Source organism: Ancylobacter dichloromethanicus (assembly GCF_018390645.1).
Taxonomy (GTDB): Bacteria; Pseudomonadota; Alphaproteobacteria; order Rhizobiales; family Xanthobacteraceae; genus Ancylobacter; species Ancylobacter dichloromethanicus.
On the sequence record NZ_JAHBGC010000052.1, the window covers coordinates 163,848 to 190,622 of the forward strand.

The window sequence follows — 26,775 nt, forward strand, 5'->3', positions numbered from 1 at the left end:
GCGCTACTCCGTGGCCGCGTTCAGGCGCTCGATCCACGAGCGGATCTGCGTCTGGAAGGTCGTCGCCGAGGCGGAGATCACCGTCACCTCGGCCTCCGACGACGCTTCGAAGGCGATGGCGCTGCATGGCTCGATGCGCTCGCGCAGCGCCTCGATGAGGTCCGGCGGGCCGCAGACGCGCATCAGTGGCGCCTCGCCGCCGGCTATCGCGCGGCTGATCGTGGCGGCCATCTCGGCGAGCGCGCGCTCGCGCACGGCCTTCGCCAGCAGAGGTGTAACGGCGCGGGCGAGACTGGCGGCGAGGTCGTTCTCGATCTGGCTCAGCCCCTTGCCGATGGCGATGGCGAGCCGCTCGCCTTCCTGCACGGCCCAGTCGAGCCGGGCGTCGGCCAGGCGCCGGTCGGCCTCCTCGCCGTCAATGGCACGCTGGTGCTCGGCCTCGGTCCGTGCGGCCGCCTCGCCCTCGGCGCGACCCTGCTCGCGCGCTTGCGCGGCCGCGGCGGCGATGAGCGCGGCAGGGTCGGGCGTCGGGGTGGAGAGTGCCGGCACCACAGGGGCGGGCGCGGTGCTGCGCGCCGGCTTCGGCTCCCGCGTCAGCTGAGCCTGGGCTTCGGGTACGTCCGGCGGCAGAGGAAGGGCACCCGAGAAGTCCGGCAGATGATCGATGAACGCCCGCATCACACGCGCGCTTCCTGCTGCAGCCACTGCCGCAGAATGGCGGCGGCCTGTTCCTCGTCGAACTCGACGATCTGCTCCAGCCGCTTCTGCGGCGAACGGTTCATCTTGCTGGTCAGGTCCTCGATCAGGCTAATCGGCTCATCCGGTGCGCGCGACGCGCCATCGGGAGGCGGCAGCTCGCCGGCGGCGAGCGGGCCGCCCGGATTGGCGAGCATGGCGGTCTCGATGATCTCCGCGTCTTCCGGTCGCGCCACGATGGCCCGTACCGCCGGCCGCAGGCCGAACCAGATGAGCAGCGCGGCGACGATCAGGATGGTGGCGGCGTTCACCAGCGTGCCGGACTGGCGCATCATCACATCCGACCAGCCGAGCGGCGCGATCGGCTCCAATTCGCCATTGCCCGCCGCGAAGTCGACGGCCGAGACCTTGAGCTTGTCGCCGCGCGCCTTGTCGTAGCCGGCGGCGGCGCCTGCCAACTGCTCGATCTCGTAGATCTGCGTCTCCAGCGGAACGGCGTCGGCGGGCTTTTCCGCCGGTGCCAGCCGGGAGCGGTTGACGAGGATGGCGATGGACAGGTTCTCGACCGTGAAACCCTCACGGATGGTCTCCGTGCTGCGCGAGGAAATCTCGAAATTGGTGAGTTCCTCGCGGCGGCTGCTCTCCTCGTTGGAGTTGGTGCCGTTGTCGGTGCCGTCGGCCTGCTGGGCGGGCACATTCTGCTGCACCGAGGCCGAAGCCTGCTTGGTCCGGTTCTGCGAGGTGCCGGTTTCCTTGACCACGCGCACCGAGCGCTCGATCTTGGAGGCGGGATCGAAATTGGTCTCGTTGGTCGTCACCCGGTTGGTGTCGAGGCGCGAGGTGACGCTGATCTGGAAGTTCTCGACGCCCAGATAGGGCGTCAGTGCGCGGCGGATCTTCTGCTCGGTCTCGCGGTTGAGCTGATCCTGCAGGATCATCTTCTTTCCGGAGGCGGCGTTGGCGGGATCGTCGCCGGAGGCGAGCAGGGCGCCTTCGGTGTTGAGCACGGTGACGGCGTCGATCTTCATGCCCGGCAGCGCCGCAGCGACGAGATGGCGGATCGCCTCGGCGCCGGAGGAGTCCTGCGCGGTCTCGGTCCGGATGACGACCGAGGCGGAGGCCTGCTGCTCCTGGCGGCGGAACGAGCCGCGGTCCGGCAGCACCAGGTGGACGCGGGCGGCCTTGATGCCCTTCATGGTCTGGATGGTGCGGGCGAGTTCGCCTTCCAGCGCCCGGACCTTGGTTATCTCCTGCATGAAGGAGGTCAGGCCGAGCGAATTCATGTCGTTGAACAGCTCGTAGCCGGAGCTCGCGCTCTGCGGCAGGCCCTTTTCGGCTAGCAGCATGCGCGCGCGCGCGGTGTCGCCCGGCGCCACCAGCACGGCCGTGCCGTCGGAGTTGACGTCGAAGACGATGCCGGCGTCCTTGAGCGCACCGCCGATGCGGGTCACGTCTTCGCGGTTGAGATTGGCATAGAGCGTCTCGGTCGCCGGTCGGCTGAGATAATAGGCGCCGAGGCCGATGGCGGCGAGGACGGTCAGGCCGATGAGGCCCAGTGCCAAGAGGCGGCGCGCGCCGAGCTGGCGCAGATTGCCGAGGAGCATGTCGAGCTGCTGGCGGCCGAACATCAGGCGGAGGCTCCCTGCGAGGTGTCGTCATCGGGTGTGGCCGCGTGCGGCGTGCCGCCGGTCGAAGCCACCTTGGTCCGACCAGCTTGTGCGGAGGTTGCGCGATCCGGGAGGCACCAAAAGAAAGGGCCGCGCCCCGGGGAAGGGCGCGGCCAGTTTCGGTGGGGACTTCACGAAAGGGGCCGTTACCGCGCCTTGACGCGGTAACGGATAGAAGCTTCCTCCATCAGCCGCGGAACAGGCTGAGCACGCTCTGCGAGCTGGAATTGGCGATGCCGAGCGACTGAACGGCGAGCTGCTGCTGGGTCTGCAGCGCCTTCAGCTTGGTCGACTCCTCCTCCATGTTCGCGTCGACGAGCGCGCCGATCGCGCGGTCATTGGCGTCCTGCAACGCCTGGACGAAGTTGGTCTGCGATTCGATGCGGCTGGAGGCCGAACCGAGGGTGGTGGACGCGTTGGTCAGGTCGGTGAGCGCGGCATCGACGATCGAGGTGTAGTTCGCGATCTTTTCGAGGTCCGCCTCGCTCGACGACAGGCCGGAGACGTCGATATCGGAGATCGAGCTCACGGTCGCCGTACCGGAAGCGGTGGCGGCGACGCGCGACTTGTCGAGAATACCGAGATCGTTCGTGCCCGAGGCGCCGAGCGAGTTCTTCAGTGCCAGCACCGCACCGTCGAGGGCCGTCTTCTTGGCCGTGTCGGCAGTGGAGTAGGCCGAGTCGCGTCCGTTCTGGGCCGTCGCATAGGCGGCGTCACGGGTGGCGATGGCCGCCGCGTCCATGGCACCGCCCGCGAAGGTGGTGTCGGCCGCGGTCACAGCGGTGTCGTAGGCGGTGTCGGCGGTGGTCTTGGCGGTGTCATACGCGGTATCCGCCGTCGTCTTGGCGGTCGCGTAGGTGGCCGAGGACGTGGTCACCGCCGCGGCAACCGAACTGTGCTTGGTGGTGTTGCCATCGAACAGCTTGAACTTGCTGGTGTCGATGTCGATCGTATCGACCTTCACCGAGTCGCCAGTACGCGAGAACGAGGCGACGACCGACTTGGTCGCATTGTAGTTCGCTTCGCTCGAGTCCACCGACAGCCAGTTGCTGCCGGAGATCACCGTGCTCGCCGCCGCGTTCTTCAACTCGTCGAGCAGGCTGGTGATTTCGGTCTGGAGCTTGCTGCGGTCCGTGTCCGGGGACGCGGCCGTGATCAGCTTCTCCTTCACCTTCTGGAGCGCATTGCGCACGGTGTCGAGGCCGGTATTCACGGTGTCGACGGACGACTTGGCAAGGCCGAGCGCGTCCTTCACCACGCCGAGCGCGCCGTTGTCCGAGCGCGTCGTGGTGGCGATCGACCAATAAGCCGCGTTGTCGGACGCCGAATTGACGCGGAGGCCGGTGGAGACGTGGTTGTTGGTCTGGTCGAGGTTGGAGTTGATCATCCGCAGGGTCTGCAGGGCAACCATGCTGGAGGTGTTGGTCATCAGGCTGGTCATAGCAATGTCCCTTGAGTGTGGCGTGTGATTTCACGGGACATACCGGACTGAAACCGGCATGGCAGAGGCGGCGTCATGCCTTTGAGGATCGGTGGCGATTTGCCTTGCGATCCGGCTGACAGTCCCGATCGGGAGCGTCAGTCAATCTGCCATGGAGTAACCTTGGCCGATCAATCTTGCGCGGGGCTTGCACGTGGCGTGGCGGCTGCTTGAAAGCGGAACGGGGCCGCCCGCCTTCGCGCGCCGCCCCGTCGGAAAATCAAAGTAACCTCTGCCAGCAAGTATTAATTCGTCATCTAGAAGAACGAGCGGATCAGCCCACCGACCAGCAGGTTCCAACCGTCGATGAGGATGAAGAACAGTATCTTGAACGGCAGCGAGATCACCGCCGGCGGCATCATCATCATGCCCATCGACATCACCAGCGTGGCGACGATCATGTCGATGATCAGGAACGGCAGCACGATGAGGAAGCCGATCTCGAAGCCGCGCCGCAGCTCCGAGATCATGAAGGCCGGGATGAGGATGCGCAGCTCGACCTTTTCCGGCTCCGAGGGTACCGGCCATCCATTGGTGGCGGCGAGGTCGGCGAAGGTCTGCAGATCCTTGGGCCGCACCTGTGAGAGCATGAAGTCGCGGAACGGCGCAGAAATGCGCGTCAGCGCCTCTTCCTCGCTGATCTGGTTCTCGGTCAGCGGCTTGATGCCGTCCTGCCAGGCGCGATCGAAGGTCGGGCCCATCACGTAGAACGTCATGAACAGCGAGAGCGAGATCAGCACCAGATTGGCCGGCGTGGACTGCAACCCCAGCCCGGAGCGCAGGAAGGACAGCGCGATCACGAAGCGGGTGAAGCTGGTGACCATGATCAGTAGGCCCGGCGCCACCGACAGCACGGTGAGCAGCGCGACCATCTGCACGATGCGCCCGCTGGCCGCCGCACCGCCGGACTGCTGGAGAAGATCGGTCAGGGAGCCCGCCGGCTCGGCCAGAGCGGGGAGGGTGCCGGCGATGAGGCCGCCGGCAGCCGCGGCGGCGATGCGTGTAAGGCGTCGTGTCATTGCACCACCAGCGTCTGGATGACGACTTCGTCCACCTGCCCCTCGGTGCGCAGCCGGGCGCGCTCGTTCAGATCCTCGCGCAGGTGAAGGAGGCCGCTCGGCCCCTCGATCTGGCTGAGCGACAGCGTGCGCAGATAGCCCATCACATCCTCGCGGATCTGGGCGGCCGCGAGCTGCGGGTTGGTCAGCGCGCCGTTCTTGTAGATGATAGAGACCTCAAGGCGGACCAGCGTCTGCGACGGCGCCGCGAGATTGGTGACGATCGGCTTCAGCGCTTCGAGCAGCGTGTCCCTGTCGGCATAGCGCAGCGGCGGGGCCTCCGGCTCCGGCGGCTTTTCCTTGGCCTTCTCGGTAACGGATTTCTCGACCGTCGAGGCCAGCTGGATGCCGACGCCCCCGCCCAGTGCCGCCGCCAGCAGCGTCAGCACGGCGAGCGGAATCACCAGGCCGGGGGATTTGCCGCCCTCGCCATTGCCGGGCGCGGCCTTGCCTGCAACCGCCTTGGTTGTCTTGGGAGTCTGCGCCATGAAAGGGTTCCTCAGAAGGGCGCCACGACATCGTAGATGCGCTGGCCCCAGGCGGGTTGCTGGACATCCGTCAGCCGCCCGCGCCCACCATAGGAGACGCGTGCCTCGGCGATCTTGTCGTAAGAGATCTGGTTGCGGCCGGAGAGGTCGAGCGGGTTGACCATGCCGGCGATGGTGAGCACCCGCACTTCGTAGTTCACCAGGATTTCCTGCGAACCACGGATCATCAGGTTGCCGTTCGGCAGCACCCCGGTGACGACGGCGGCGACCGAAAGCTGGAGCTTCTCCGAGCGGTCGATGGTGCCCTTGCCCTTCATCTTGGTGTCCGAATTCATGTCGAGGCTGCCGGTTGCCGAGCCGAAGGCGCCGCTCCAGCCATAGCCTTCCGCTCCGGCGGCGATGTCGAGCCCGGCCTGCTGGGCAGAATTGCGCGAACGGTCGATCTGGTTGTCGAACTGCGCCTTGTCGTCCAGCGCGATGTTCACGGTGAGCACGTCGCCCACCTTGGCGGCGCGGATGGTGCGGTAGATGCTCTGCGAGTTCTGGTCCCAGGCGGAGGCGAAGCTGCGCGCGGGCGGGGGCGGAAACGCCATCGGGATCGGGTCGGTCGGCTCCGAGATGCCGTAGCCCACCGGCGTCAGCGAGGGGCCGGTGGCGAGGTTGTCATAGGTCTTCTGGCAGCCGGCCAGGGCAAGCGCACCGACGGCTGCGAGGATGAGGAGACGTTTCATGACGACTTTCCGCCGGACTGTGGACGCTTGCCGATGCCGACCATGACGCTGGTCAGCCGGGCGGCGCGGGCGGGATCCATTTCGTTGAGGATCGCGCTGGCGACGCGGGCGTTGAGCTTGGCGAGAATCGCCGCGGCCGGGTCATCGCCCATGATGGTGAGCTGCGCGGAGGCGGCGTCGGGGCGCATTTGCGAGAATACGGCGATCACCGCGTCGTCCGCCTTGTGAAGGAACTCCTCGCGCCGGGCGAGCCAGCTCTCATATTCCGCGCGCTTGGCTTCCAGTTTGGCGATGCGGTCCTCGATCTGCTTTTCCATGGCGTCGAGCGCGGCCTTCTGACGGGCGAAGCGCGCATCGCGGGCGGCGTCCAGGATGCCCTCGCAATACTGGTCGGCATTGTCGCCGCCCGGTGCGGGAGGGGCCGGCCGGGTCGCGGTCATCGGCGCGGCGGCGTCGACCGACGCTGCGGTCTCGGCGTGCAGAAGGGGAGCGCCGAGTGTGGCGGCAGCGAGCGCGGCGGCCACAATCGCGATCATATCGAGGGTGCGTTGGCCTCGGCCTCGGCTGCGGCGCAGCGGCGGCCGCAGGTCGGGCAGTTGGTCGGGTGGCGGGCCGCGGCGCCCCCCTTCCTCCGGGTCGTCATCGTGTACGACACGGCCGAGGGCGAGCACGAGCACGCCGCAGAAGCCACCGACCAGGAAGGCCAGGAGATGGGTGAAGACGAGTAATGCGCTCATTGCATAGGCTCCTCGGCCAGTCCGGCCGCGGGCGTCACTGGATGATCAGTTCGGCCTGCAGCGCGCCCGCGGTCTTGATCGCCTGAAGCACGGAGATGATGTCCGTCGGCCTCATCCCCATACGGTTCAGACCTTGCACGAGGGTCTCCAGATCGGGGCCCCGCACCACGGCGAGGTAACCGCCCTCCTGCTGCACCTGCACATCGGTGCGCGGCACGACCACGGTTTCGCCGTCCGAGAACGGGGCTGGCTGGGAGACTTCCGGCGTCTCGGTGACGCGCACGGTGAGCGCGCCCTGGGTCACCGCGACGGTGGAGATCTTGACGTTGCGCCCGATCACCACAGTGCCGGAACGCTGGTCGATGACCACCCGCGCAGGGGTGTCGGTCTCAACCGGCAGGTCGCCGAGGATCGCCAGGAAGCGCGCCGGGCTGATATTGGGCGGACGCAGCACCGAGACGCTGCGCAGGTCCCGGGCCATCGCCACCGGGCGGTTGGGGCCGCCGATCTTGCCGTAGTCGAGAGTGTTCTTGCCGAAGCGGGCGTTGATCGCGTCGGCGACCCGCGCCGCGGTGGCGAAATCGGGGTTGGCGAGCTCGACCACGATGCTGGGCAGTTCGGAGAGCTGGCCGGGGGCGGCCTTCTCGACCAGCGCGCCATTGGGGACGCGGGCGGCGGTCGGCACGCCCTCGGTGATGCTGTCCGCCTCGCCGGAGGCGACATAGCCGGTGACGGCGAGCTGGCCCTGCGCGACCGCGTAGGTCAGGCCGTCCGGGCCGTTGAGCGGGGTGATGAGCAGCGTGCCGCCCTTCAACGAGGTGGCATCTCCCATCGAGGCGACGTTGACGTCGATGCGCACGCCGACGCCGGCGAAGGGCGGCAGGTTGGCGGTCACCGCGACGGCGGCGACGTTGCGCGCCCGCAGCGGCACGCCGCGCGTGCTGATGCCCATGCGATCGAGCATCGACTGCATCGCCTGCTCGGTGAAGGGCGAGTTGCGGAACGTGTCGCCGGTGCCCTGCAGGCCGATGACGAGGCCGTAGCCGAGCAACTGGTTCTCGCGCACCCCCTGGATGGAGGAAATGTCCTTGATCCGGGTGGCGGCGTTCGCGCTGGCGGCGGCCAGCAGGAAAAGCAGGGCGGGGAGGATCCGGCGCATCACGGCACGCTGATCCGGACCGAGCCGTCCGCCTGCGCGACGCCGGAGACGAACTTACCGCTGTCGGCGTTCTTCAGCCGCACCATCGCGCCGGCCGCGGCGGATTCCAGCGGCACGCCGATGGCGGTGATGCTCAGCCCACCCTTCTCGAAGCGGATCTCGGTGGCGATGCCGCGGGTCACCGGCTGCGCCTCGCGCACCGCCGCCACCGGAATGACATTGCCGGCGAGCAGCGTGCGGCGGGCGATCTTGCCGACCAGTTGGCTTGGGCTCACCGCGACCCGGTGCTGGCTCGCCATCGCCGTCGGGAAGCTGCGCTCCTCCAGCATGGCGGCGGAGATGGCCTCGCCGGGTGCGATGGTGACGGCAGCGACCGGCAGGGAAATCGCCGCCGGCGGGGCGGGGGCGACCGGGGCCGGTGCCGGCTCGGCCGCCGGCTCGGCGGCCTGTTCCGCCGCGGCAACGGTGTCCGCGATGGTTCGCTCGGCGAGCGCGGCGCGCGACTGCGCCTGCGCGAGGGCGCACGACAGCGCGAGGACGGCGAGCGCCCCGGTGATGAGCCGAAACATGGCGGTGGTCCTTGCTAGCGGATGCCCTTGGAGACCGTCGCGGCCATCTCGTCGGCCGCCTGGATCACCTTGGAGTTCATCTCGTAGGCGCGCTGGGAGGAGATCAACTGGGTGATCTCCTTGATCGGGTCGACGTTCGAGCTTTCGAGGTAGCCCTGGTGGATCCGGCCGAAGCCCGGGCCACCGGCGACGCCGGTGACGGGCTGCCCGGAGGCGTCGGTCTCGCGGTACAGATTGTTGCCGATCGGCTCCAGCCCGCCATCATTGGCGAAATTGGCGAGGCTGAGCTGCCCGAGCAACTGCGGCGCCGTCTGCGAGGCGACCTTGGCGTAGACGCTGCCGGTCTCGTTGACGACGATCTCGACCGTGTCGTCCGGAAAGCTGATGGCCGGCTGGACCACATAGCCGTCATTGGTGACCAGCTCGCCATTCGGCCCCTTGTTGAAGGAGCCGGCGCGGGTGAACAGCTCCTCGCCGGTCGGGCCGGTGATGGCGAACCAGCCGCGACCGTTGACGGCGAGATCGAGCGGGTTGCCGGTCTGGGCCAGCGGCCCCTGAATGTGCAGATTGCGCACCCCTACGGTGCGCACGCCCAGCCCGATGAGGGCGCCGTCCGGGATCGGCAGGCCGCCCTCGACATTGGGCACGCCCTGCGCCCGCTCGGCCTGGTAGAGCAGGTCGGCGAATTCGGCGCGGGCACGCTTGAAGCCGGTGGTGTTGATGTTGGCGATATTGTTCGCGATGACCTCGACATTGGTCTGCTGCGCGCTCATGCCGGTGGCGGCGATGGCCAGTGCTCTCATCTCGATGCCCTCAAATCGCCAGACGCGATATTTCCTGATAGGCGGCGACGACCTTGTCGCGCACCGCCAGCGCGGTCTGCAGCGTCTCTTCCGCCGCCATGATGGTCTGCACCACCTGCTGCACCGAGGCCTTGCCCTGGATGCCGCTGATGGCCGTCGTTTCCGCCCCCTTCAGCGAGCTGATCGCCTGCCCGGAAATGTCCGCCAGAATGTTGCTGAAGTCGCCTTCGGCCACGGCGCGCGTCGAGGCCGTGCCGGCGGCCGAGGGGCCGGCCGTTGCGGCGGTGCCGCGGAGCGAGACGGAAGTGAGCGCGTCCAGCATCATCCAGCCCTCAAAAGATCAATGGTCATGGAAATCATCGAGCGTGCCTGTTTCATCATCTGGAGATTGGCCGAATAGGAACGGCCGGCCTCGCGCAGGTCCGCCATCTCGACGAGCATGTTCACGTTGGGCAGCTTGACGTCGCCACTGGCATCGGCCGCCGGATTGCCGGGGTCGTGCTCTATGACGAAGGGCGTCGTGCGGTCGACGCCGAGCGAGCGCACGGCGACGCGGGTCATGTCGGTGGTGCGGTCGGTCTGGGCCGAGAACTCGATCGTTTTGCGCCGGAAGGGGTCGGCGCCGGGACTGTTGCCCGTGGAGCGGGCATTGGCGATGTTCTCCGAGGCCACCCGCATGCGCAGCGACTGCGCCTGCATGCCGGAACCGGAGATGGACGTGATGGACCGCAGCGCGTCGATCATCAATTAGCTCCTTACGCTTGCCAGCACCATGCGGTGAAAGGCCCGCACGATGCCGGTGTTCAGACTGAAGGCGCTGCTGACCTCGGCCGCCTTCAGCATCTGCTGGTCGAGGCTCACCGAGTTGCCGGATTCGGTGACATCCCAGCTCTCGGCATCGCTCACCCGGGTGCGGGCGGCCTGCGTGTCGCCGACGGGCAGGTGGCCGGGCGAGGTGCGCACGGACGCCAGCTTTGTCTGGTCGAGCACCGCAGCAAACGGTTCGACATCCGCGGCGCGATAACCGGGCGTGTTGGCATTGGCGACGTTCGCCGCGATCGTCGCCTGCCGGACCGATGCCCATGCGGCATGGCGGGAGGTGAGATCGAACAGGAAGATCTTTTCCAACGGTTGGTCTCCGCGTTCCCTTGCGAAGACCCTAGAGCGGTAACCTTGCACGAGGCTGGAACAGCTCCGAGCGTGTCGACCGGCGTCAGTGCGTGCTGATCCGGGCGGTGGCGAGCGCCGTCTCGAAACGGGCCAGATTCTCGGCTCCGCCGCCGAGAGCACGGACGAACTCTATGCTGTCGATATGGACGCCGACGGTGTGATCGTCGAAAATGACATGAAACGCCACCGTCAGTTCGGCATGCCGCAAGCGCATGGCGATCGACACATGCGGGGGCAGCCCCCAGTCGCTGTCGATCACCGCCTTGCGGGCATAGTGAAGCTGTCCCGGCTTGATGAAGAGCTCGGCCGATGAGGCGACGAGGTCGTCGATATTGCTGTCCTGCCGCGCGTTTATATAGGCGATGACGACGCCGGCATTGGTGAGGCACAGTTCGGTGAGGAAGCCGCGCAAGGTTTCCGCCAGCAGATGCTCGTAGCGCAGCAACTCCAGCGGCGACAGGCTTTCCTTGTCGAGGCGGTGGCAGCCGTTATTTTCCGGCATCTGGGCCTCGCGCATAGAGAAAATAGAGAATCTTGGCCACCGGCCGATAGAATCCCTGCGGAATCCACTGGTCGACCTCGATCGCGTCGTACATCGCCCGCGCCAGGGCCCGATCCTCGATCACCGGCACGCCGTGGCTTTCCGCGATGGCGCGGATCTTGAGGGCGATCAGGTCGGCGCCCTTGGCCAGCACCAGCGGGGCGCCGCCCTTCACGCGGTCATAATACAGCGCGATGGCATAGTGCGTCGGGTTGGCGATGACCAGGGAGGCGCGGGGCACGGCATTCATCATGCGGTGGCGCGCCCGTTCCTTGGCCAGCGAGCGCAGCCGCGCCTTGACGATCGGGTCGCCCTCGGCCTGCTTGAACTCCTCCTTCACCTCCTGCTTGGTCATGCGCAGCTCGGAGCGCCAGCTGAGCCGCGACCAGACCAGGTCGATGCAGACAAGGGCGATGGTGGCCACGCAGATGGCGGACACCAGCCGCACCGCCAGCCCGAGCAGCAGGGAGGGAATCTGGTTCGGCTCGCTCGACATGGCGCCGATGATGCTGTCCTTCGCCGACATCAGCAGCAGCACGCAGATCAGCGAGATGGCGGCGAATTTGAACACCGACTTGCCGAACTCGACATGGCCCCGCTTGCCGAAGATCCGCTTCCAGCCAGCGGCCGGCGACACGCGCGACCATTGCGGACGGATGCGCTCGCCCACCATCCGGGGCTGGTTCTGCATCAACGAGGCGACGAGGCCGCCGGCAGCCAGCACCACGACGATGGGCAGCAGGAAGCGGGCGGCAAGCGTGAACGCCGTCCAGAACAGCGCCACCGCATCCTCGCCGGAGAACAGCCGCACGCCACCGGGATCGTCGAGAAAGCGGGACAGCCCACCGGACAGAAGGCTCGCCTGCGGCCCGGCGAAAAGCGACAGGCTGACAAGAATGCCAACCAGCGAGGCAAACAGCGTCGCCTCGCGGGAAAACGGGACATTGCCCTTTTCCAGCGCGTCCGAGATCTTCTTTTCGCTGGCCTCCTCGGTTTTGCTGTCCTTGTCGTTATCCTCCGACATGGCGGCCCCCGGCCTGGGCGAACCTAGCGCACATAGGCTTCTTCCTCATTGCCGGAATTGAGCTCGATCTCCCCCCGGCCGGCCATTTCCAGTGCCAGATCGGTGATCGCCCGGCGGGCCTCGTGCACGTCGCGGTGGGAGGCAGGCTCGCTGCTCCCCAATTCCTGCTCGACCATGCGGCGCACGCGGGAGCCGAGCGACTGCAGGATCACCTCGCGGAAGTCGGGACTGGTACCCTTCAGCGCCATCACCGTGCGGTCGTTCGGCACCTGGTCGAACAGCGCGGTGCGCGCGCGCGGCGGCAGACTGATGATGTCGTCGAAGGTGAAGAGCAGCCCCTTGAGGATCTCAGCCGATTTCGGGCGCGTGGCGGCCAGGCTGGCGAGCACGTTCTCCATGTCGTCGCGCTCCATCTTGTTGATGATGTCGGCGATGCGGGCATGGGTGTCGGCGCCCGAATTGCGGGCCAGATTGACCATGAATTCTTCGTGGATGGTGTGCTCGATGATGTGCATCGTCTCGTCGACGATGGGCTTGAACACCAGCATGCGGCGCATCACGCCGTTGCGCATCTCCTCGGGAAGGTGCCCAAGAACTTTGGCGGCGCAGCTCGGCTTGACCTTGGAAAGCAAAAGCGCGCCGATCTGCGGGTGCTCCTTGAGGATGTAAGCCGCGATCGTGGCTTCGGCCACGCCGGAAATACGATCCCAGATCGAGTGATTGGCCGCACCGAGCACGTCGGTCATCAGCGCGGCGATCTGCTCGGGCGGAAGCACGCCGTCGAGCAGGCGCTCGACGTCGCCGGGCGAGCCTCCGATATGGGCACCGGCTACGAACTGGGTGGCGAATTCCTCAATGGCGAGTTCGACCTGACCGGTGGAGACCGGGCGCATCTCCGCGATGGTGCGGGTGATTGCCTTGATCTCCTCCGGCTCGAAATGCTTCATCAGCCGCGCCGCCACCGGCCGGCCCATGGCCATGAGCAGGGCGGCGACGCGATCGGAGCCCTGCAGTGGGCGGCTGGTTCGGGTGGCGACGCCGTTCATGCTGCGATCCGGCCTAGCGTGCCGGCTCCGGGCCCGTGGCACCGACGATCTCGGTCAGCGACACCCCGAAGCGTGAATTGTCCTCGTCGACGACGACCACTTCGCCGCGGGCGATGATGCGGCCATTGACGACGATGTCGACCGGCTCGCCGACCCGGCGGTCGAGCGGCACGATGGCGCCGCGCCCGAGCTTCATGAGCTGGGCGACCGGCAGGCTGGCGGAGCCGAGTACCACCTGCAGCGTTACCGGTACGCGCAACAGCGTGTCCATGCCGCGGCCGCGGAAGCTCTCATCGGGAGTGGTCGCCGCCGCGATCGGCGGCGGGGAAAAGGTCTCTAAGGTCATGGCCGGAGCTCCGGGCGTGTCAGGTCGTGTCATCGGCTGCGCGGCACGCCGGCCCGCTCGAGCCGGCCGACGAGATCTTCGGCCTGATGGATCTTCACGCTGAGGTCGGCCAGCAGGGCGCGGCTGTCGTCATTGAGCAGCGCCACAGCATCGCGCGCCTCGGCCAGCGCCGCGGCGCTGTCGTGAAGGGCGAGCCGGTAGGTGAGGCCGACATGGGAGAACTGTTTGAGCTTGCGGTACATCATCACGACGCAGCCGCTCGTCACCACGAGGGCGACGAACAGCAGGGCCTCAGCGGGGGAGAAGGTCATCTAGGAACTCCTGATCGAGGTCGATCGCCTCTTCGATACGCAGAACATACGACCCGTCGGCTTGCCCGAGGCTGCATCGGAACAGCGGCTCCTCGGCGCTCTCCAGCTTCACCTGGCTGCGTGAGGTCGCCTGCAGCGGCAGTATCTGGCCGACCTCGAACAGCGCGGCTTCGCTGATGGTGATCTCGCGCTCCTCCAGGATGGCGCGCAGCCGCACCTCCGCCCGCTGCACCTCGCCGCGTATGTGCCTGGTCCAGACCGGGTCGCAGGGCGAGGATTCACCCGCCGCGGTGCTGGCGAGCTGCTGGCGCATCGGGGTGAGCGCGCCCTGCGGAATGAGCACGAACATCTCGCCGCCGCGGTTGAGCGCCTGCAGCAGGAACTTGGCGCAGATGCAGAGGTTGTTGCGTCGGCCGACCACGGCAAAGTCCATGCGGGTTTCCTGCCGCTGGAATTTGAACGTGACCTGGCTGACCAGCGCGAAGCTGTTCTGCAGCGCCTTCCCGACATGCTCGAACAGGGCGGTAGCGAGGCGTACCTCGATGTTGGAGAAGGAGCGTTCATCCTCGATCGGCGGTTCGGAACCATCGGCTCCGAACAGCACCTCGATCATGGTGAAGACGAAGTCGCGGTCGAAGCCGACGATGACGTGACTGTCCCATTCGGGCGAATGGAACACGCCGACGATCGCCATTCCCTCATAGGTGTCGAGAATGTCGCCGATGCGTCCGCTCTCGACATGGCTGAGCGAGTAATAGGCCTGCGAGGCCGCCAGTTGGCGCAAGCTTTCCGCGCAGGCGGTCGCCGTCCGGTCGAAGATGACCGGCAGCATCGGCAGTTTGTCGAGCGACAGGCCGGCGGCATCAAGCAGCAGGTCGCGAATGTCGGTGGGCGAGGCTGTCGGGCGGGGCGTGTGCATGTTCATGGGCTCACGCCGCCTGCTGGACCGTCGAGAGCGTCGGCACGTTGGCGATGGCCTCCGCCTCGACTTCGTCGATGGTGGGACGCTCACCCGTGGCGATGGTCTTGCGGCCGTGCTCCAGCGCGATCTGCGGCAGCGCGCCGTTCATGTAGGCGATCAGCGACTGCTTCACGATGATGAAGGGCTGGCACTGCTTCTCGCGCACGATCTTGATCTTGTGCGCCAGCGGCGAAAGGATCGCGTAGGAGCCGTAGATGCCGACCAGCGTGCCGATCAGCGCTGAACCGATGTAGTGGCCGAGGATTTCCGGCGACTGGTCGATGGCGCCCATGGCCTTGACGATGCCGAGCACGGCGGCGCAGATCCCAATCGCCGGCATCGCCTCGGCCACCGTTCCCACGGCGCCGGCGGGCTTGAGCTTGTGCTTCTTTACCGTGGAGATTTCCTGTTCCATCAGACCCTCGATCTCGTGCGAACGGGCATTGCCGATGACGATCAGGCGCGCGTAATCGCAGATGAACTGGGTGAGTTCCTTGTCCTTCAGAATGTCGGGGAAGTGCTGGAACAGGGTGGAGTTCTGCGGGTCGTCGATATGGCCTTCGACCTCGTTGCGCGGCCGGGTGCGCAACTCGCGCATCAGCGCGTAGAGCAGGCCGAGCAGGGAGAGGAAATCCTTGCGCTTGGGTGCCTTGCCCGAGAACGCCTGCATGAGGGCCGAGCCGGTGTCCTTGATGGTCGACATCGGGTTGGCGATGATGAAGGTGGCAAGCGCAATACCAATGATGATGACATATTCGAAGGGTTGCCAGATCACCTCGATATGGCCGCCCATGGCCATGAAGCCGCCCGCCAGGGACGCCATCCCCAGGATGATTCCGATCAAGACGCCCAACTGACGGCCCTCCATTGTTCGGAGCCGGTCTAGGCACGCAAGGTTGCGCGAGGCTGGGGCCCGGGAGGCGCGGCCGAGGAAGCCCGGCGCAAGCTTGGGTCTTCACGCTGCCGGCGATTCCCAGCCCGGATTGCCTCATCCGGATTGCTCAACTCCGGACCGTCAATGGATACGACCTTCGCGACCTTCCAGCTTCTGACCCGCAACCTGCCGCGCTCGCTGTCGCTGAAGGCGGCGGAGCCGACGGTGGCGCTGGAGACCAAGCACTTCCTCGCCACCGTGCCGGGTATCAAGTCGGTCGACGCCTTCCTGAAGAACACGCGGGTTTTCACCTACGCGATGAACGCCTTCGGCCTCGGCGACATGGCCCATGCCAAGGGCTACATGCGCAAGGTGCTGACCGAGGGCATCACCGACAAGACCGCCTTCGCCAACCGGCTGAACGACGAGCGCTTCGTCGCCTTCGCCAAGGCGTTCGACTTCGACAATTACGGTGCCCTCACCACCACGCGCCCGGCCGCCCGGCAGGAGGTCGCCGACAAATATGTTCGCCAGATGCTGGAGATCGACGAGGGCGCACAGAATGAGGGCGTGCGCCTCGCGCTCTATTTCCAGCGCGAGGCGCCGAATGTGAAATCGGCCTATGGCCTCCTGGCGGACCCGGCGCTGTGGAGGGTGGTGAAGACCATTTACGGCTTCCCCGACGCGATGGCGGCCGCGGATATCGAAAAGCAGGCCAAGGCCATCACCCAGCGGCTCGACGTCGCCGCGCTGAAGGAGCCAGCGCAGCTTAACCGGCTGCTCCAGCGCTTTACTGCGCGCTGGGATGCGGACCAGGGGCTGGTGTCCTCGCCGGTGCTCGCGCTGTTCGGCAAGTCGCCGGGCGTCGGCTCGGATGTCGGCATGGCGCTGCTCTCGCTCAAATACGGAGGCTGAACATGGCGGGTCCCTATGTCGCCATCTCGGCGCAGATGGCCACCGAGCGCCGGCTGGCGACGATCGCCAACAACATCGCCAACATGAACACGCCCGGCTTCCGCGCCGAAGCGATTCGCTTCGAGGCCGTGCTCTCCAGTGCCGGCGCGCAGGATGCCCATTTCGCCTCGGCCGGCGAGAGCTACACTTCGCTGGCGGCGGGGGCGGCGATCCACACCGGCAACCCGCTCGACGTGGCGCCGCAGGGCGATGTGTGGTTCGGCGTCGCCGGGCCAAACGGGGCGGCTTATACGCGCGACGGACGCCTGCACATGGACGCCGCCGGCACGCTGCTCACCGTCGACAACCTGCCGGTGCTCGATGCCGGGGGCACGCCGATCACGCTCGATCCGGCCGCCGGGGCGATCAATATCGGTGCCGATGGCGCCATCAGCCAGGGAACCACCCGTGTCGGCACGCTTGGCCTGTTCACCTTGCCCGCGGGTGCCACGGTGGCGCGCGACGGCGGCGGGCGGGTGATGCCCGACCGTCCGGCGCAGCCGGTGCAGGACTTCGCCCGGCTCGGCGTCCGGCAGGGCTATATCGAAGGCTCGAATGTCGATCCGGTGCTGGAGATGACCCGGCTCATCACCGTGCAGCGGACCTTCGAGATGGCGGCGCAAGCGGTGCAGCAGAACGAGGATTCGGTGTCCGAGGCGATCCGCACGCTGGGGCCGTCCTGACATGAACGCGCTGGCGCGGCTGGAGCAGGCGGTGCAGTCCAGCCTCGACGACCTGCCCTTCGTGCGGGTCTCGGGGATGGTGCACGAGGTGGCGCCGACGCATCTCACCGTTGCCGGCCTGTCGTCCCATCTTACCCTCGGTGCCTGCGTCGGGGTCGAGGCGGGCGGCCGCACCCTGCTCTGCGAGGTGGTGCGGTTGGACCGCGAGGGCGCCACGGTGAAGCCCTTCGACGAGCGCGCGGCAGTCGGCATCGGCGCGCGGGCCTTCAAGGCGCGCGCGCTCAGTTTCCGCCCGCATCCCGGCTGGAAGGGAAGGGTGATCGGCGCGCTGGGCCAGCCGCTCGACGGCGGCGGCCCGCTGCCGCTGGGCGATGCCGCGCAGCCCCTCGACGCCGATCCACCTGCGGCAATGAGCCGGGCACGGGTCGACACGCCGGTGCGCACCGGCGTGCGCGTCATCGACCTGTTCACCCCGCTCTGCAAGGGACAGCGCATCGGCATCTTCGCCGGCTCGGGGGTCGGCAAGTCGACCCTGCTCGCCATGCTCGCCGGGTGCCAGGGCTATGACACGGTGGTGGTGGCGCTGGTCGGCGAGCGCGGGCGCGAGGTCCGCGAGTTCCTCGACGGCCCGCTTGCCCCCAACCGGCCCCGGGCCGTGGTCGTGGTCGCCACCAGCGACGAGAGCCCGATGATGCGCCGCCTCGCGCCGCGCTCGGCCTTCGCCGTGGCGGAGTATTTTCGCGACCGCGGCGAATCGGTGCTGCTGATCATGGACAGCGTGACCCGCTACGCCCATGCCGCGCGCGACGTCGCGCTGGCGGCCGGCGAGCCGGCGGTGGCGCGGGGCTACGCGCCGAGCGTGTTCAGCACCCTGCCGCGCCTTCTGGAGCGCGCCGGTCCGGGGCCGGAAGGGTCCGGTTCCATCTCCGCCATCTTCTCGGTGCTGGTCGATGGCGACGACCACAACGACCCGGTGGCCGACGCCATCCGCGGCACGCTGGATGGGCATATCGTGCTCGACCGCGCCATTGCCGATCAGGGCCGATTTCCGGCGGTGAACGTGCTGCGCTCGGTCTCGCGCCTCGCCGATCTGGTGTGGAGCCGGGAGGAACGGGAACTCATCCGCCGTCTGCGCAGCCTGATCGCCCGTTTCGAGGACACCAGCGACCTCCGCCTGATGGGCGGCTACCAGCCGGGCAGCGACGTCGAGCTCGACCAGGCGGTGAAGATCGTACCGCGCATCTACGAGGCGCTGTCCCAATATGCCGACGCCCCGGCCTGCCGCGACCCGTTCGCCGACCTCGCCGCGGCCATCCGTGGCTGAGGGCCGCGTCGCGTCAAGTCCCACGCAAGCCTTGCGCGCTCAACTGCGCCCGTGACACTCGAGGAGTGAAGAGATGAGCCTTTACGGCATGATGCGCACCGGCGTGTCCGGCATGTCGGCGCAGTCCAACAAGCTGGGCACGATTGCCGACAACATCGCCAATTCGGGAACCGCCGGCTACAAGCGCGCCGCCGCCGAATTCTCGACCCTGCTGCTGCAGAGCGGGCCGGGCGAGTACAATTCCGGCGCGGTCAATACCAATGTCCGCTACGCCGTCAGCCAGCAGGGCGCGCTGAACTACACCACTTCGGCGACCGACCTCGCGGTGCAGGGCAACGGGTTCTTCCTCGTCTCCGACCCCAACGGTACCTCGTACCTGACCCGCGCGGGTTCGTTCACGGTCGATGCCTCGACCGGCAATCTGGTGAACGCCGCCGGCTTCACGCTAATGGGCTACGACATCACCGGCGGCGATCCCAACGTCGTGCTGAACGGCTCGGGCGGGCTGCAGCCGGTGCGCGTCGCCGATGTGCGCCTCGCCGCCAACCCCTCCCGCACCGGCGCCTTCGCCGCCAACCTCCCGGCCGCCGAGGCGGTGATGGCGGGCGACACGCCGGCCGCCAACCTGGCGACCTCGCAATTCTCGCAGAAATCCTCCCTGGTCGCTTTCGACAATCTCGGCAGCGAGATGACGCTGGATGTCTATCTGACCAAGGTCGGCGATGCGCCGATCGCGTGGGAAATGACCGTGTTCGACCGCGCCGACGCCGCGCCGAACGGCGACTTCCCCTATGCCAACGCCGCGCTCGCCACCCAGACGCTGTCCTTCGACAATCTGGGCGCGCTGACATCGACGCCGTCGCTGTCGCTGGCGGTACCGAACGGGCAGACGCTGACCGTCGACCTCACCGGCATGACGCAACTGGCCGACGACTATACCCCGCTCACCGCCACGATCGACGGCAACGCGCCGGCGTCGGTGTCGAGCATCACCATCGACGGCGATGGCGTGGTCTCCGCCATCGACACCAACGGGCGCAAGTCGCCGCTCTACAAGATCCCGCTCGCGTTCGTCACCAGCCCCGACAACCTCTCCCCGAAGGCCGGCAACGTGTTCGAGACCACTAATGAATCCGGCGGTCTGCAGATCGGCTTCGCCAATGAGGGCGGGCTCGGCACCATGATCTCCGGGGCCACCGAGCGCTCCACCGTCGACATGGCCAGCGAACTTACCGAGATGATCGCCGCCCAGCGCGACTACACCGCCAATTCCAAGGTGTTCCAGACCGGTTCGGAACTGCTCGACGTGCTGATGAACCTCAAGCGGTGACGCGGCAATGAGTCTTTCGCTCGCCCTCAACAGCGCGCGCTCGTCGCTCTTCGCGACCTCGACACAGATCGACGCGAGCGCGCGCAACATCGCCAATGCCGGCAATTCCGGCGCCTCGCGCAAGATCGCCGTCACCACGACGGTCGCCTCGGGCGAGGCGCAGGTCGTCGCGGTGTCGCGTGCCAGCGACAGCGCCCTTTATGCGCGCATGATCGATGCCACCTCCTCGGCGGCCGGCAGCCAGGCGCGGCTCGACGGGTTGAACCGGCTGAAGAACGGCATCGGCGATACCACGGGGGAGACCTCGCCAGCGGGCCGCCTCGGCGCGCTCGGCGACGCGCTGATCCAATTCGCGAACGCGCCGGACGATCCCGCGCTGGCGGTGCGGACCCTTACCAGCGCGCAGGACCTCGCCACCGCGCTGAGCGGGGCGGCGAAGACGGTCCACACCGTGCGCACCGACGCCGACGCCGCCATGGCCCGCTCGGTCGACCGGGTGAACGACCTGCTGCGCCAGTTCGGCGTCGAGAACGAGGCGGTGATCACGGCCCCGGCCGGCGCCGACGTGACCGACGCGCTGGACCGCCGCGACAGCGTCCTCGCCAGCCTCGCGGAAGAGATCGGCGTGACCGCCGTCACCCGCGGCAATGCCGACATGGTGCTTTACACCGATGGCGGGGCCACGCTGTTCGAGACCAAGCCCCGCGCCGTGAGCTTCCAGACCTCGCCGATCCTGACCGCCGGCCAGTCCGGGCGGGCGGTGATGGTGGACGGAGTAAGCGTCACCGGGGACGACGCCACCATGAAGCTGCGTTCCGGCCGTCTCGCCGGGCTGGCGGAACTGCGCGACCGCACCGCGCCGACCTTCGAGAAGCAGCTCGACGCGATGGCGCTCGGGTTGGTCGAATCCTTCGCCGAAGCGGACCAGTCCGGCGCCGGCCTGCCCGCCGCGGCGGGGCTGTTCACCGCCGGTTCGGCGGCCGTTCCAACCGATGCCACGGGCCTTGCCGCCCGCCTTGCCGTCAATCCGGCGGTGGACCCGGCACAGGGCGGCAGCCTGACGCTGCTGCGCGACGGCGGCATCAACGGCGTCGCCTATGTCGCCAACAGCGTTGGCGGGGCGAGCTTCTCCGGCCATCTCGTGGCCCGGGGCGAAGCGTTGCAGGCGGTGCGCGGCTTCGACGCCGCCACCAACCTGCCGTCGCCTTCGACCCTCGCCGACTTCGCGGCCGCCTCCACCGGCTGGCTGGAGGGGCAGCGGCAGACGGTGGCGGTTCGGGCCGACAGCGAGACGGCGCTGCTGTCCTACGCTTCGACCGCCCTTTCCAATGCCACCGGCATCAACATGGACGAGGAATATGCGCGCCAGCTCGATCTCGAACGCAGCTATCAGGCGTCGTCCAAGCTGATCGGCGTGATCAACGGCCTCTATGAGGCGCTGTTCAGGGTCGTGGGGTAGGCGATGCGCTCGGCTTTCATCTCGTCGCTCACGCTGAACACGTCGCCCCGAGCCGCGCTGCCGCGGCTGCAGGGCGAACTGGGCAAGGCGAGCCAGGAACTCACCACCGGTCGCAAGGCCGATCTCGGTCTCGCGCTCGGCGTCGGCACCGGGGAGAGCGTGACACTGCGGCGCGAACAGGCCTCGCTGCGAAGCCTGATCGACGGCAACGCCTCGACTGCCGCCGCGCTCGACCGCACGCAGACCGCGCTCGACGACATACGCAGCCAGGCCGACCGCTTCCAGCAGGCTCTGATCGGCCTGTCGCAGTCCGGCAGCGCGGCTGGGGTGCTGGTGCAGCAGGGGGGCGATGCGCTCGACGCGCTGACCTCGACTCTCAACCTCACGGACGGCCGACGCCATCTGTTCGGCGGGCTGAACAGCGACGTCCGCCCCGTCAGCGGGCTGGACGAGGGGCCGGGCGCGGTGATCGAGGCCGCCTTCGTGCAGCGCTTCGGCGTCTCGCCGTCCGATCCCCAAGCGAGACCGGCTCTCGCCGCGATCTCTGCCGCCGACATGGCGGATTTCATCGACACCGACTTTGCCGGCCTGTTCGACGAGGCGGGCTGGAGCGCCACCTGGTCGGCGGCGTCTTCGCAGAACCGCACGGCCGACGTCTCCACCACCGAGCGCATCGTCATCGGCGCCAACGCCAACGAGCCAGCCATGCGCAAGCTCGCCATGGCATACGCGATGGTAGCGACGCTCGGCGCTGCGGGGCTGACCGGAACGGCGCAGACGACGGTGCTGGACAAGGCCCGCGCGCTGGTTGGTACGGCACTCGGCGGGGTCACCGACATCGCCACTCGGCTCGGCACGGCGCAGAGCCGCCTCGCCGCCGCCGATACGCTGATGCACGGCGCGCTCGATGGCGGGGCGCGACGGGTCAACGCCCTGGAGGCGGTGGATCCGGCGGAGGCGAAGACGCGGCTCGATTTTCTGACGATGCAGATCGAGATGTCCTACTCGCTCACCGCGCGAATACTGAAATTGTCCATCATGGACTACGTCTAACTCGAGGAGACGACCTATGTACCGCTTCTCCTATGCTGAAATACTCGGCGAATCCGGTGTCGAAGGGCGCGGCGACGAGCGCCTGGCGCTCGACCACGCCATCGAACTGCTCACCCAGGCCCAGGCCAACGGCCCGTCCTCGCCCGAGGCAGCGCAGGCGGTGCTGCACCTGCAGAAGCTGTGGGGTTTCCTGATCCACGACCTCGCCGACCCGCATAACGAGCTGGCTGACGCGCTGCGCGGCAACCTGATCTCAATCGGGCTGTGGATCATCAAGGAAGCCGACCAGATCGTGCAGGAGCGCTCGTCGAATTTCGCCGGCCTCATCGAGGTGAACCGCACCATCCGCGACGGCTTGATGTGAGGACGACATGTACATCACCCTCAGACCCGGCGAACGCATCTTCCTTAACGGCGCCGTCATCCGCGTCGATCGTAAGGTGACGATCGAGCTGCTCAACGATGTCGATTTCCTGCTGGAGAACCACGTCCTGCAGGTGGAGGACACCACCACGCCGCTGCGCCAGCTCTATTTCGTGGTGCAGACCATGCTGATCGAGCCGCGCAAGATGGCGCAGGCGCAGAAGCTGTTCCAGCAGCAGCTGGCCGGGCTGATGGTCTCGTTCAGCAACGAGTCGATGGCCGCGGCGCTGGCGCAAGTCGGCAGCCTGGTCGAGGCCCATCATTATTTCGACGCGCTGCGCGTCATCCGGCGGCTGTTCCTGGTCGAGGCCGCCATCCTCGGCACCGGCACGCCGCAGGCCGCCTGATCGGGAGAACCCAGATGTCCGAAGTCAGCGCGCTCGGCGGCGCCACCTCCACCGCCGGCACCGCCACCGCGAAGCCCTCGCAGACCTCGCTCGACTACAATGCCTTCCTCCAGCTCCTCATCGCCCAGATGAAGAACCAGGACCCGACGCAGCCGATGGATTCGTCGCAGTACATGGCGCAGCTCGCCGCCTTCTCGCAGGTGGAGCAGTCGGTGGCGGCGAATGCCAAGCTGGATTCGCTCCTGACCTCCTCGGCGCTGCAGATCGCCGACGCCGCGGTCGGCCGCACCGTGACCAGCGCCGACGGCACCGTCTCCGGGCGGGTGGAATCGGTGCGCATCACGGCGGAGGCGCCGATCGCCACCCTGGCCGACGGGCGCGAGGTCACGCTCGGTGCCGGCATCCGGATCGCCTGAGCCATGAACGAGGCTGACGCGCTCGACATCGTCCAGTCGGCGATCTGGACGATCATCATCGCCTCCGGCCCGGCCGTGGCCGCCGCCATGCTGGTCGGCATCGGCGTGGCGCTGTTCCAGGCGCTGACCCAGGTGCAAGAGGTCACGCTGACCTTCATCCCCAAGATCATCGCGGTGCTCGTCGTCACCGCCCTGACCGCGACCTTCGTCGGCCAGCAGATTCTTGCCTTCACGCAGGAGATCTATGGCCGCATCGGCACGGGATTCTAGGCGGCCATGAGCGAGGTCGGCATCGCATCACCGATCGTGCGCACTTCGCGCCGGGACATCGGCTTCGCCGTCGGCATGGTCGCCATTCTGGCGATCCTGTTCCTGCCGATCCCGGCGCCGCTGGTCGATCTCGGCCTGGCGCTCTCCATCGCGCTGTCGGTGCTGATCCTGATGGTGACGCTGTGGATCCAGAAGCCGCTCGAATTCTCCTCCTTCCCGACCGTGCTGCTGATCGCCACCCTGCTGCGGCTCGCGCTCGGCATCGCCACCACCCGGCTCATCCTGTCGGATGGCGGCGATGGCGTGCACGCGGCCGGCCACATTATCAGCGGCTTTGCACAGCTCGTGATGGGCGGCGATTTCGTGATCGGCATCGTCGTCTTCGCCATCCTGATCACGGTGAACTTCCTCGTCATCACCAAGGGCGCGACGCGCATCGCCGAGGTGGGCGCCCGCTTTACCCTCGATGCCATCCCCGGCAAGCAGATGGCGATCGACGCCGACCTCAATGCCGGGCTGATCGACGACAAGGAGGCCCAGCGCCGCCGCTATGAGCTGGAGGAGGAAAGCTCCTTCTTCGGCTCGATGGACGGCGCCTCGAAATTCGTCCGCGGCGAGGCGGTGGCGAGCCTGATCATCATCGCCGTCAACATCTTCGGCGGCATCCTGATCGGCGTCACCCGACACGGGCTTGCATTGTCGGACGCCGCCGACGTCTTCACCCGCCTGTCGGTGGGCGACGGTCTGGTCTCGCAGATCCCGGCGCTCATCATTTCGCTTGCCGCCGGCCTGCTGGTGTCCAAGGGCGGCACGCGCGGCTCGGCGGAGAAGGCGATTTTCGGCCAGCTCGGCGCCTATCCGCGCGCGCTCTATGTCGCCTCAGGCCTGATGCTCGGCCTCGCGCTGGTGCCCGGCCTGCCGCTGCTGCCATTCGCCACGCTGGGCGGATTGATGGCTTTCGTCGCCTACAAGGTGCCGTTGCATCTGGCCCGGCAGAAGGCCGAGGACGCCGCGCGCGAAGCCGCGCAGCAGAAGCAGGACGATGCCGAGACCGAGGCGAAGGATTCGGTGAAGGAATCACTGCGCTCGGCCGAGGTGGAGATCGCCGTCGGCAAACAGCTCGCCACCGTATTGCTGCGCAATCCGGCCGAACTCGCGCATCGCATCGGCAAGATGCGGCGCAAATTCGCCGAACGCTATGGCTTTGTGGTGCCCGACATCAAGGTCGGCGAGGCGCTCGCCCTGCCGTCCAAGAGCTACCAGATCCGCATGCACGGCACCGCCGTCGCCAGCCAGGAGATGCGGATCGGCGAGATGATGGTCGTCGTCGGCGACGGGCCGGGCCCGGACGTTCCCGGTGACGAGACCCGCGAGCCGGCCTTCGGCATGAAGGCGCTCTGGGTGTCGGATTCCTACGCTGCCGAGGTCAAGCGCGAAGGGTTTACGCCGATCGACGCGATGTCGATCGTCCTCACCCATCTCAGCGAGGCGGTGTCGAACAACCTCTCGCAGCTCCTGTCCTACAAGGCGATGCGTGCCCTGCTCGACCGGCTCGACCCTGAATACAAGCGGCTGATCGAGGATATCTGCCCGGCACAGATTTCCCATTCCGGGCTTCAGGCGGTGCTGAAGCTGCTGCTGGCCGAGCGTGTCTCGATCCGCAACCTGCACCTGATCCTGGAAGCGGTCGCCGAGATCGTGCCGCATGCCCGTCGCACCGAGCATGTGGTGGAACATGTGCGCATGCGCATGGCGCAGCAGATTTGCGGCGATCTTTCCGAGGGCGGCGTGCTTCGGGTGCTGCGTCTCGGCGGCAAATGGGACCTCACCTTTCACGAGAGCCTGAAGCGCGACGCCAAGGGTGAGGCGGTGGAGTTCGACATCGACCCGCGCCTGGTGGAACAGTTCGGCACCGAGGCGTCCGCCGTCATCCGCGAGAAGATGCGTGGTTCCGGCACCTTCGCACTGCTCACCGCGCCGGACGCGCGACCCTATGTGCGGATGATCGTCGAGCGGATGTTCCCCTCGCTGCCGGTGCTCTCCCATGTCGAGATCGCGCGCGGCGTCGAAGTAACCTCGCTCGGGGCGATATCGTGATCACGGAGGCGCAGGCGCTCGTGCTGCCGGCCTTCTTCGTCTTCTGCCGGGTCGGCGCCTGCCTGATGCTGATGCCGGTGTTCTCCAGTTCGCGCCTGCCGATGCAGGTGCGCCTGTTCCTCGCCATCGGGCTTTCCCTCGCGCTGACGCCGCTTTTGTCCGAGCCGATCCTGGCCATGATAGCCGGGCGCTCGCAGGCCGGCATTCTGCTGGCAGCTGCCGGCGAACTCGCCACGGGCGGCATTATCGGGCTGCTGGCCCGCTGCTTCTTCTTCGCGCTGCAGACCCTGATGACCGCCGCGGCACAGTCGGTCGGCCTCGCCACCCCCTCCAGCATGGTGGTGGAGCCGGAAGACGGTCAAATGCCGGAGATCGCCACGCTGCTGTCGCTGGCCGCCATGATCCTGCTGCTGGTCAGCGGCCAGCATTGGGAACTGGTGCGGGCGGTCGTTGAATCCTACACGCGGCTGCCGCCCGGCGGCACCCTCCAGTCGGGGATGACGCTCGGGCTCTATGTCGACCGTCTGACGGACACGTTTTCGCTGGCGTTGCGGCTGGCGAGCCCGTTCCTCATCTATTCCGTGGTGGTGAATTTCGCTGTCGGCCTGACCAACAAGCTGGTGCCGCAGATCCCGGTCTACTTCATCGCCATGCCGGCGGTGACGGCGGGCGGGCTGCTCCTGCTCTACGCGGTCGCCGGCGACCTGCTGACGAAGTTCTCGGAAGCTTTTGCCAGTTGGCTGGCGGCGGGCTGAACC

The 26,775-nt window shown here is 67.4% G+C and carries 32 protein-coding genes; 12 read left to right on the forward strand and 20 right to left on the reverse strand.

The annotated features are described in order from the left end of the window. Window positions 1-3 precede the first annotated feature (3 nt). The 20 genes from KHC23_RS21925 to motA all read right to left on the reverse strand — a co-directional run bounded on the left by KHC23_RS21925 (window position 4) and on the right by motA (window position 15,640). Window positions 4-678, reverse strand: a complete 675-nt coding sequence (locus KHC23_RS21925) for a hypothetical protein (protein WP_213375754.1) — start codon at window positions 676-678, stop codon at window positions 4-6. Then, a complete protein-coding gene (gene fliF, locus KHC23_RS21930; protein WP_213375756.1) occupies window positions 678-2,324 on the reverse strand; it encodes a flagellar basal-body MS-ring/collar protein FliF in 1,647 nt (548 codons plus the stop codon). Before fliF ends, KHC23_RS21925 begins: the two co-directional genes overlap by 1 nt. 226 nt (window positions 2,325-2,550) lie before the next feature. Continuing rightward, window positions 2,551-3,804, reverse strand: a complete 1,254-nt coding sequence (locus KHC23_RS21935) for a flagellin N-terminal helical domain-containing protein (protein ID WP_213375758.1) — start codon at window positions 3,802-3,804, stop codon at window positions 2,551-2,553. A gap of 296 nt (window positions 3,805-4,100) precedes the next feature. Beyond that, complete coding sequence (fliP, locus tag KHC23_RS21940) at window positions 4,101-4,862, reverse strand: flagellar type III secretion system pore protein FliP (protein WP_213375760.1); 762 nt, start codon at window positions 4,860-4,862, stop codon at window positions 4,101-4,103. Beyond that, window positions 4,859-5,389, reverse strand: a complete 531-nt coding sequence (locus KHC23_RS21945) for a flagellar basal body-associated FliL family protein (RefSeq protein WP_213375762.1) — start codon at window positions 5,387-5,389, stop codon at window positions 4,859-4,861. Before KHC23_RS21945 ends, fliP begins: the two co-directional genes overlap by 4 nt. 11 nt (window positions 5,390-5,400) lie before the next feature. Next, window positions 5,401-6,120: a flagellar basal body L-ring protein FlgH gene (flgH, locus tag KHC23_RS21950; RefSeq protein ID WP_213375764.1), complete on the reverse strand. Its 720-nt coding sequence runs from the start codon at window positions 6,118-6,120 to the stop codon at window positions 5,401-5,403. Beyond that, window positions 6,117-6,857 carry a MotE family protein gene (locus tag KHC23_RS21955; RefSeq protein ID WP_213375767.1) on the reverse strand — a complete coding sequence of 247 codons (741 nt, stop codon included), beginning with the start codon at window positions 6,855-6,857 and terminating at the stop codon, window positions 6,117-6,119. Before KHC23_RS21955 ends, flgH begins: the two co-directional genes overlap by 4 nt. A 34-nt stretch (window positions 6,858-6,891) precedes the next feature. After that, entirely contained in the window at window positions 6,892-8,016 is a 1,125-nt protein-coding gene (gene flgI / locus KHC23_RS21960; RefSeq protein WP_213375768.1) for a flagellar basal body P-ring protein FlgI, read from the reverse strand. Beyond that, a complete protein-coding gene (gene flgA, locus KHC23_RS21965; RefSeq protein ID WP_213375770.1) occupies window positions 8,016-8,585 on the reverse strand; it encodes a flagellar basal body P-ring formation chaperone FlgA in 570 nt (189 codons plus the stop codon). Before flgA ends, flgI begins: the two co-directional genes overlap by 1 nt. Window positions 8,586-8,599: 14 nt before the next feature. Beyond that, on the reverse strand, window positions 8,600-9,388 hold the full coding sequence (gene flgG, locus KHC23_RS21970; RefSeq protein WP_213375773.1) for a flagellar basal-body rod protein FlgG: 789 nt from the start codon (window positions 9,386-9,388) through the stop codon (window positions 8,600-8,602). Between the two features lie 10 nt (window positions 9,389-9,398). After that, window positions 9,399-9,710, reverse strand: coding sequence for a flagellar hook-basal body complex protein FliE (gene fliE, locus KHC23_RS21975; protein WP_213375904.1), 312 nt, complete (start codon window positions 9,708-9,710; stop codon window positions 9,399-9,401). Beyond that, window positions 9,710-10,129, reverse strand: a complete 420-nt coding sequence (gene flgC, locus KHC23_RS21980; protein ID WP_213375905.1) for a flagellar basal body rod protein FlgC — start codon at window positions 10,127-10,129, stop codon at window positions 9,710-9,712. The genes fliE and flgC overlap by 1 nt, the downstream gene beginning before the upstream one ends. A 6-nt stretch (window positions 10,130-10,135) precedes the next feature. Continuing rightward, window positions 10,136-10,516, reverse strand: coding sequence for a flagellar basal body rod protein FlgB (gene flgB / locus KHC23_RS21985; protein ID WP_213375775.1), 381 nt, complete (start codon window positions 10,514-10,516; stop codon window positions 10,136-10,138). 85 nt (window positions 10,517-10,601) lie between these two features. Further along, window positions 10,602-11,060: a hypothetical protein gene (locus KHC23_RS21990; protein ID WP_213375777.1), complete on the reverse strand. Its 459-nt coding sequence runs from the start codon at window positions 11,058-11,060 to the stop codon at window positions 10,602-10,604. Continuing rightward, a complete protein-coding gene (locus KHC23_RS21995; protein ID WP_213375779.1) occupies window positions 11,047-12,123 on the reverse strand; it encodes an EscU/YscU/HrcU family type III secretion system export apparatus switch protein in 1,077 nt (358 codons plus the stop codon). The genes KHC23_RS21990 and KHC23_RS21995 overlap by 14 nt, the downstream gene beginning before the upstream one ends. Window positions 12,124-12,146: 23 nt before the next feature. Next, a complete protein-coding gene (locus KHC23_RS22000) occupies window positions 12,147-13,169 on the reverse strand; it encodes a flagellar motor switch protein FliG (RefSeq protein ID WP_213375781.1) in 1,023 nt (340 codons plus the stop codon). Window positions 13,170-13,182: 13 nt separating this feature from the next. Then, complete coding sequence (gene fliN, locus KHC23_RS22005) at window positions 13,183-13,515, reverse strand: flagellar motor switch protein FliN (protein WP_213375783.1); 333 nt, start codon at window positions 13,513-13,515, stop codon at window positions 13,183-13,185. A 29-nt stretch (window positions 13,516-13,544) separates the two neighbouring features. Continuing rightward, complete coding sequence (locus tag KHC23_RS22010; protein WP_213375785.1) at window positions 13,545-13,826, reverse strand: hypothetical protein; 282 nt, start codon at window positions 13,824-13,826, stop codon at window positions 13,545-13,547. Further along, window positions 13,807-14,745: a flagellar motor switch protein FliM gene (locus KHC23_RS22015; protein WP_213375786.1), complete on the reverse strand. Its 939-nt coding sequence runs from the start codon at window positions 14,743-14,745 to the stop codon at window positions 13,807-13,809. The genes KHC23_RS22010 and KHC23_RS22015 overlap by 20 nt, the downstream gene beginning before the upstream one ends. 10 nt (window positions 14,746-14,755) lie before the next feature. After that, window positions 14,756-15,640, reverse strand: a complete 885-nt coding sequence (motA, locus tag KHC23_RS22020) for a flagellar motor stator protein MotA (RefSeq protein ID WP_213375787.1) — start codon at window positions 15,638-15,640, stop codon at window positions 14,756-14,758. A 165-nt stretch (window positions 15,641-15,805) separates the two neighbouring features. Here motA and KHC23_RS22025 point away from each other — a divergent pair, with 165 nt between their 5' ends. The 12 genes from KHC23_RS22025 to KHC23_RS22080 all read left to right on the forward strand — a co-directional run bounded on the left by KHC23_RS22025 (window position 15,806) and on the right by KHC23_RS22080 (window position 26,772). Continuing rightward, entirely contained in the window at window positions 15,806-16,576 is a 771-nt protein-coding gene (locus KHC23_RS22025; protein ID WP_213375788.1) for a DUF1217 domain-containing protein, read from the forward strand. A 2-nt stretch (window positions 16,577-16,578) separates the two neighbouring features. After that, window positions 16,579-17,298, forward strand: a complete 720-nt coding sequence (gene flgF / locus KHC23_RS22030; RefSeq protein WP_213375789.1) for a flagellar basal-body rod protein FlgF — start codon at window positions 16,579-16,581, stop codon at window positions 17,296-17,298. A gap of 1 nt (window position 17,299) precedes the next feature. Next, the gene (gene fliI, locus KHC23_RS22035) at window positions 17,300-18,622 is read left to right on the forward strand and encodes a flagellar protein export ATPase FliI (RefSeq protein WP_213375790.1); all 1,323 of its coding nucleotides are present in this window, start codon (window positions 17,300-17,302) and stop codon (window positions 18,620-18,622) included. 73 nt (window positions 18,623-18,695) lie between these two features. After that, window positions 18,696-19,952, forward strand: a complete 1,257-nt coding sequence (locus KHC23_RS22040) for a flagellar hook protein FlgE (protein ID WP_213375791.1) — start codon at window positions 18,696-18,698, stop codon at window positions 19,950-19,952. Window positions 19,953-19,959: 7 nt separating this feature from the next. After that, window positions 19,960-21,411 (forward strand): flagellar hook-associated protein FlgK, encoded by a 1,452-nt coding sequence (gene flgK / locus KHC23_RS22045; protein ID WP_213375793.1) that lies wholly within the window; start codon window positions 19,960-19,962, stop codon window positions 21,409-21,411. A 3-nt stretch (window positions 21,412-21,414) separates the two neighbouring features. After that, entirely contained in the window at window positions 21,415-22,464 is a 1,050-nt protein-coding gene (locus KHC23_RS22050; protein ID WP_213375795.1) for a flagellar hook-associated family protein, read from the forward strand. A 16-nt stretch (window positions 22,465-22,480) separates the two neighbouring features. Further along, on the forward strand, window positions 22,481-22,828 hold the full coding sequence (gene flaF, locus KHC23_RS22055; RefSeq protein ID WP_213375797.1) for a flagellar biosynthesis regulator FlaF: 348 nt from the start codon (window positions 22,481-22,483) through the stop codon (window positions 22,826-22,828). A 7-nt stretch (window positions 22,829-22,835) separates the two neighbouring features. Next, the gene (flbT, locus tag KHC23_RS22060; protein ID WP_213375798.1) at window positions 22,836-23,234 is read left to right on the forward strand and encodes a flagellar biosynthesis repressor FlbT; all 399 of its coding nucleotides are present in this window, start codon (window positions 22,836-22,838) and stop codon (window positions 23,232-23,234) included. Between the two features lie 14 nt (window positions 23,235-23,248). After that, window positions 23,249-23,650 carry a flagellar hook assembly protein FlgD gene (flgD, locus tag KHC23_RS22065; RefSeq protein WP_213375800.1) on the forward strand — a complete coding sequence of 134 codons (402 nt, stop codon included), beginning with the start codon at window positions 23,249-23,251 and terminating at the stop codon, window positions 23,648-23,650. Window positions 23,651-23,653: 3 nt separating this feature from the next. Continuing rightward, a complete protein-coding gene (fliQ, locus tag KHC23_RS22070; protein ID WP_213375802.1) occupies window positions 23,654-23,920 on the forward strand; it encodes a flagellar biosynthesis protein FliQ in 267 nt (88 codons plus the stop codon). A 6-nt stretch (window positions 23,921-23,926) separates the two neighbouring features. Next, entirely contained in the window at window positions 23,927-26,017 is a 2,091-nt protein-coding gene (gene flhA / locus KHC23_RS22075) for a flagellar biosynthesis protein FlhA (RefSeq protein ID WP_213375804.1), read from the forward strand. Beyond that, window positions 26,014-26,772 (forward strand): flagellar biosynthetic protein FliR, encoded by a 759-nt coding sequence (locus KHC23_RS22080; protein WP_213375807.1) that lies wholly within the window; start codon window positions 26,014-26,016, stop codon window positions 26,770-26,772. Before flhA ends, KHC23_RS22080 begins: the two co-directional genes overlap by 4 nt. The last annotated feature ends 3 nt before the right edge of the window (window positions 26,773-26,775 follow it).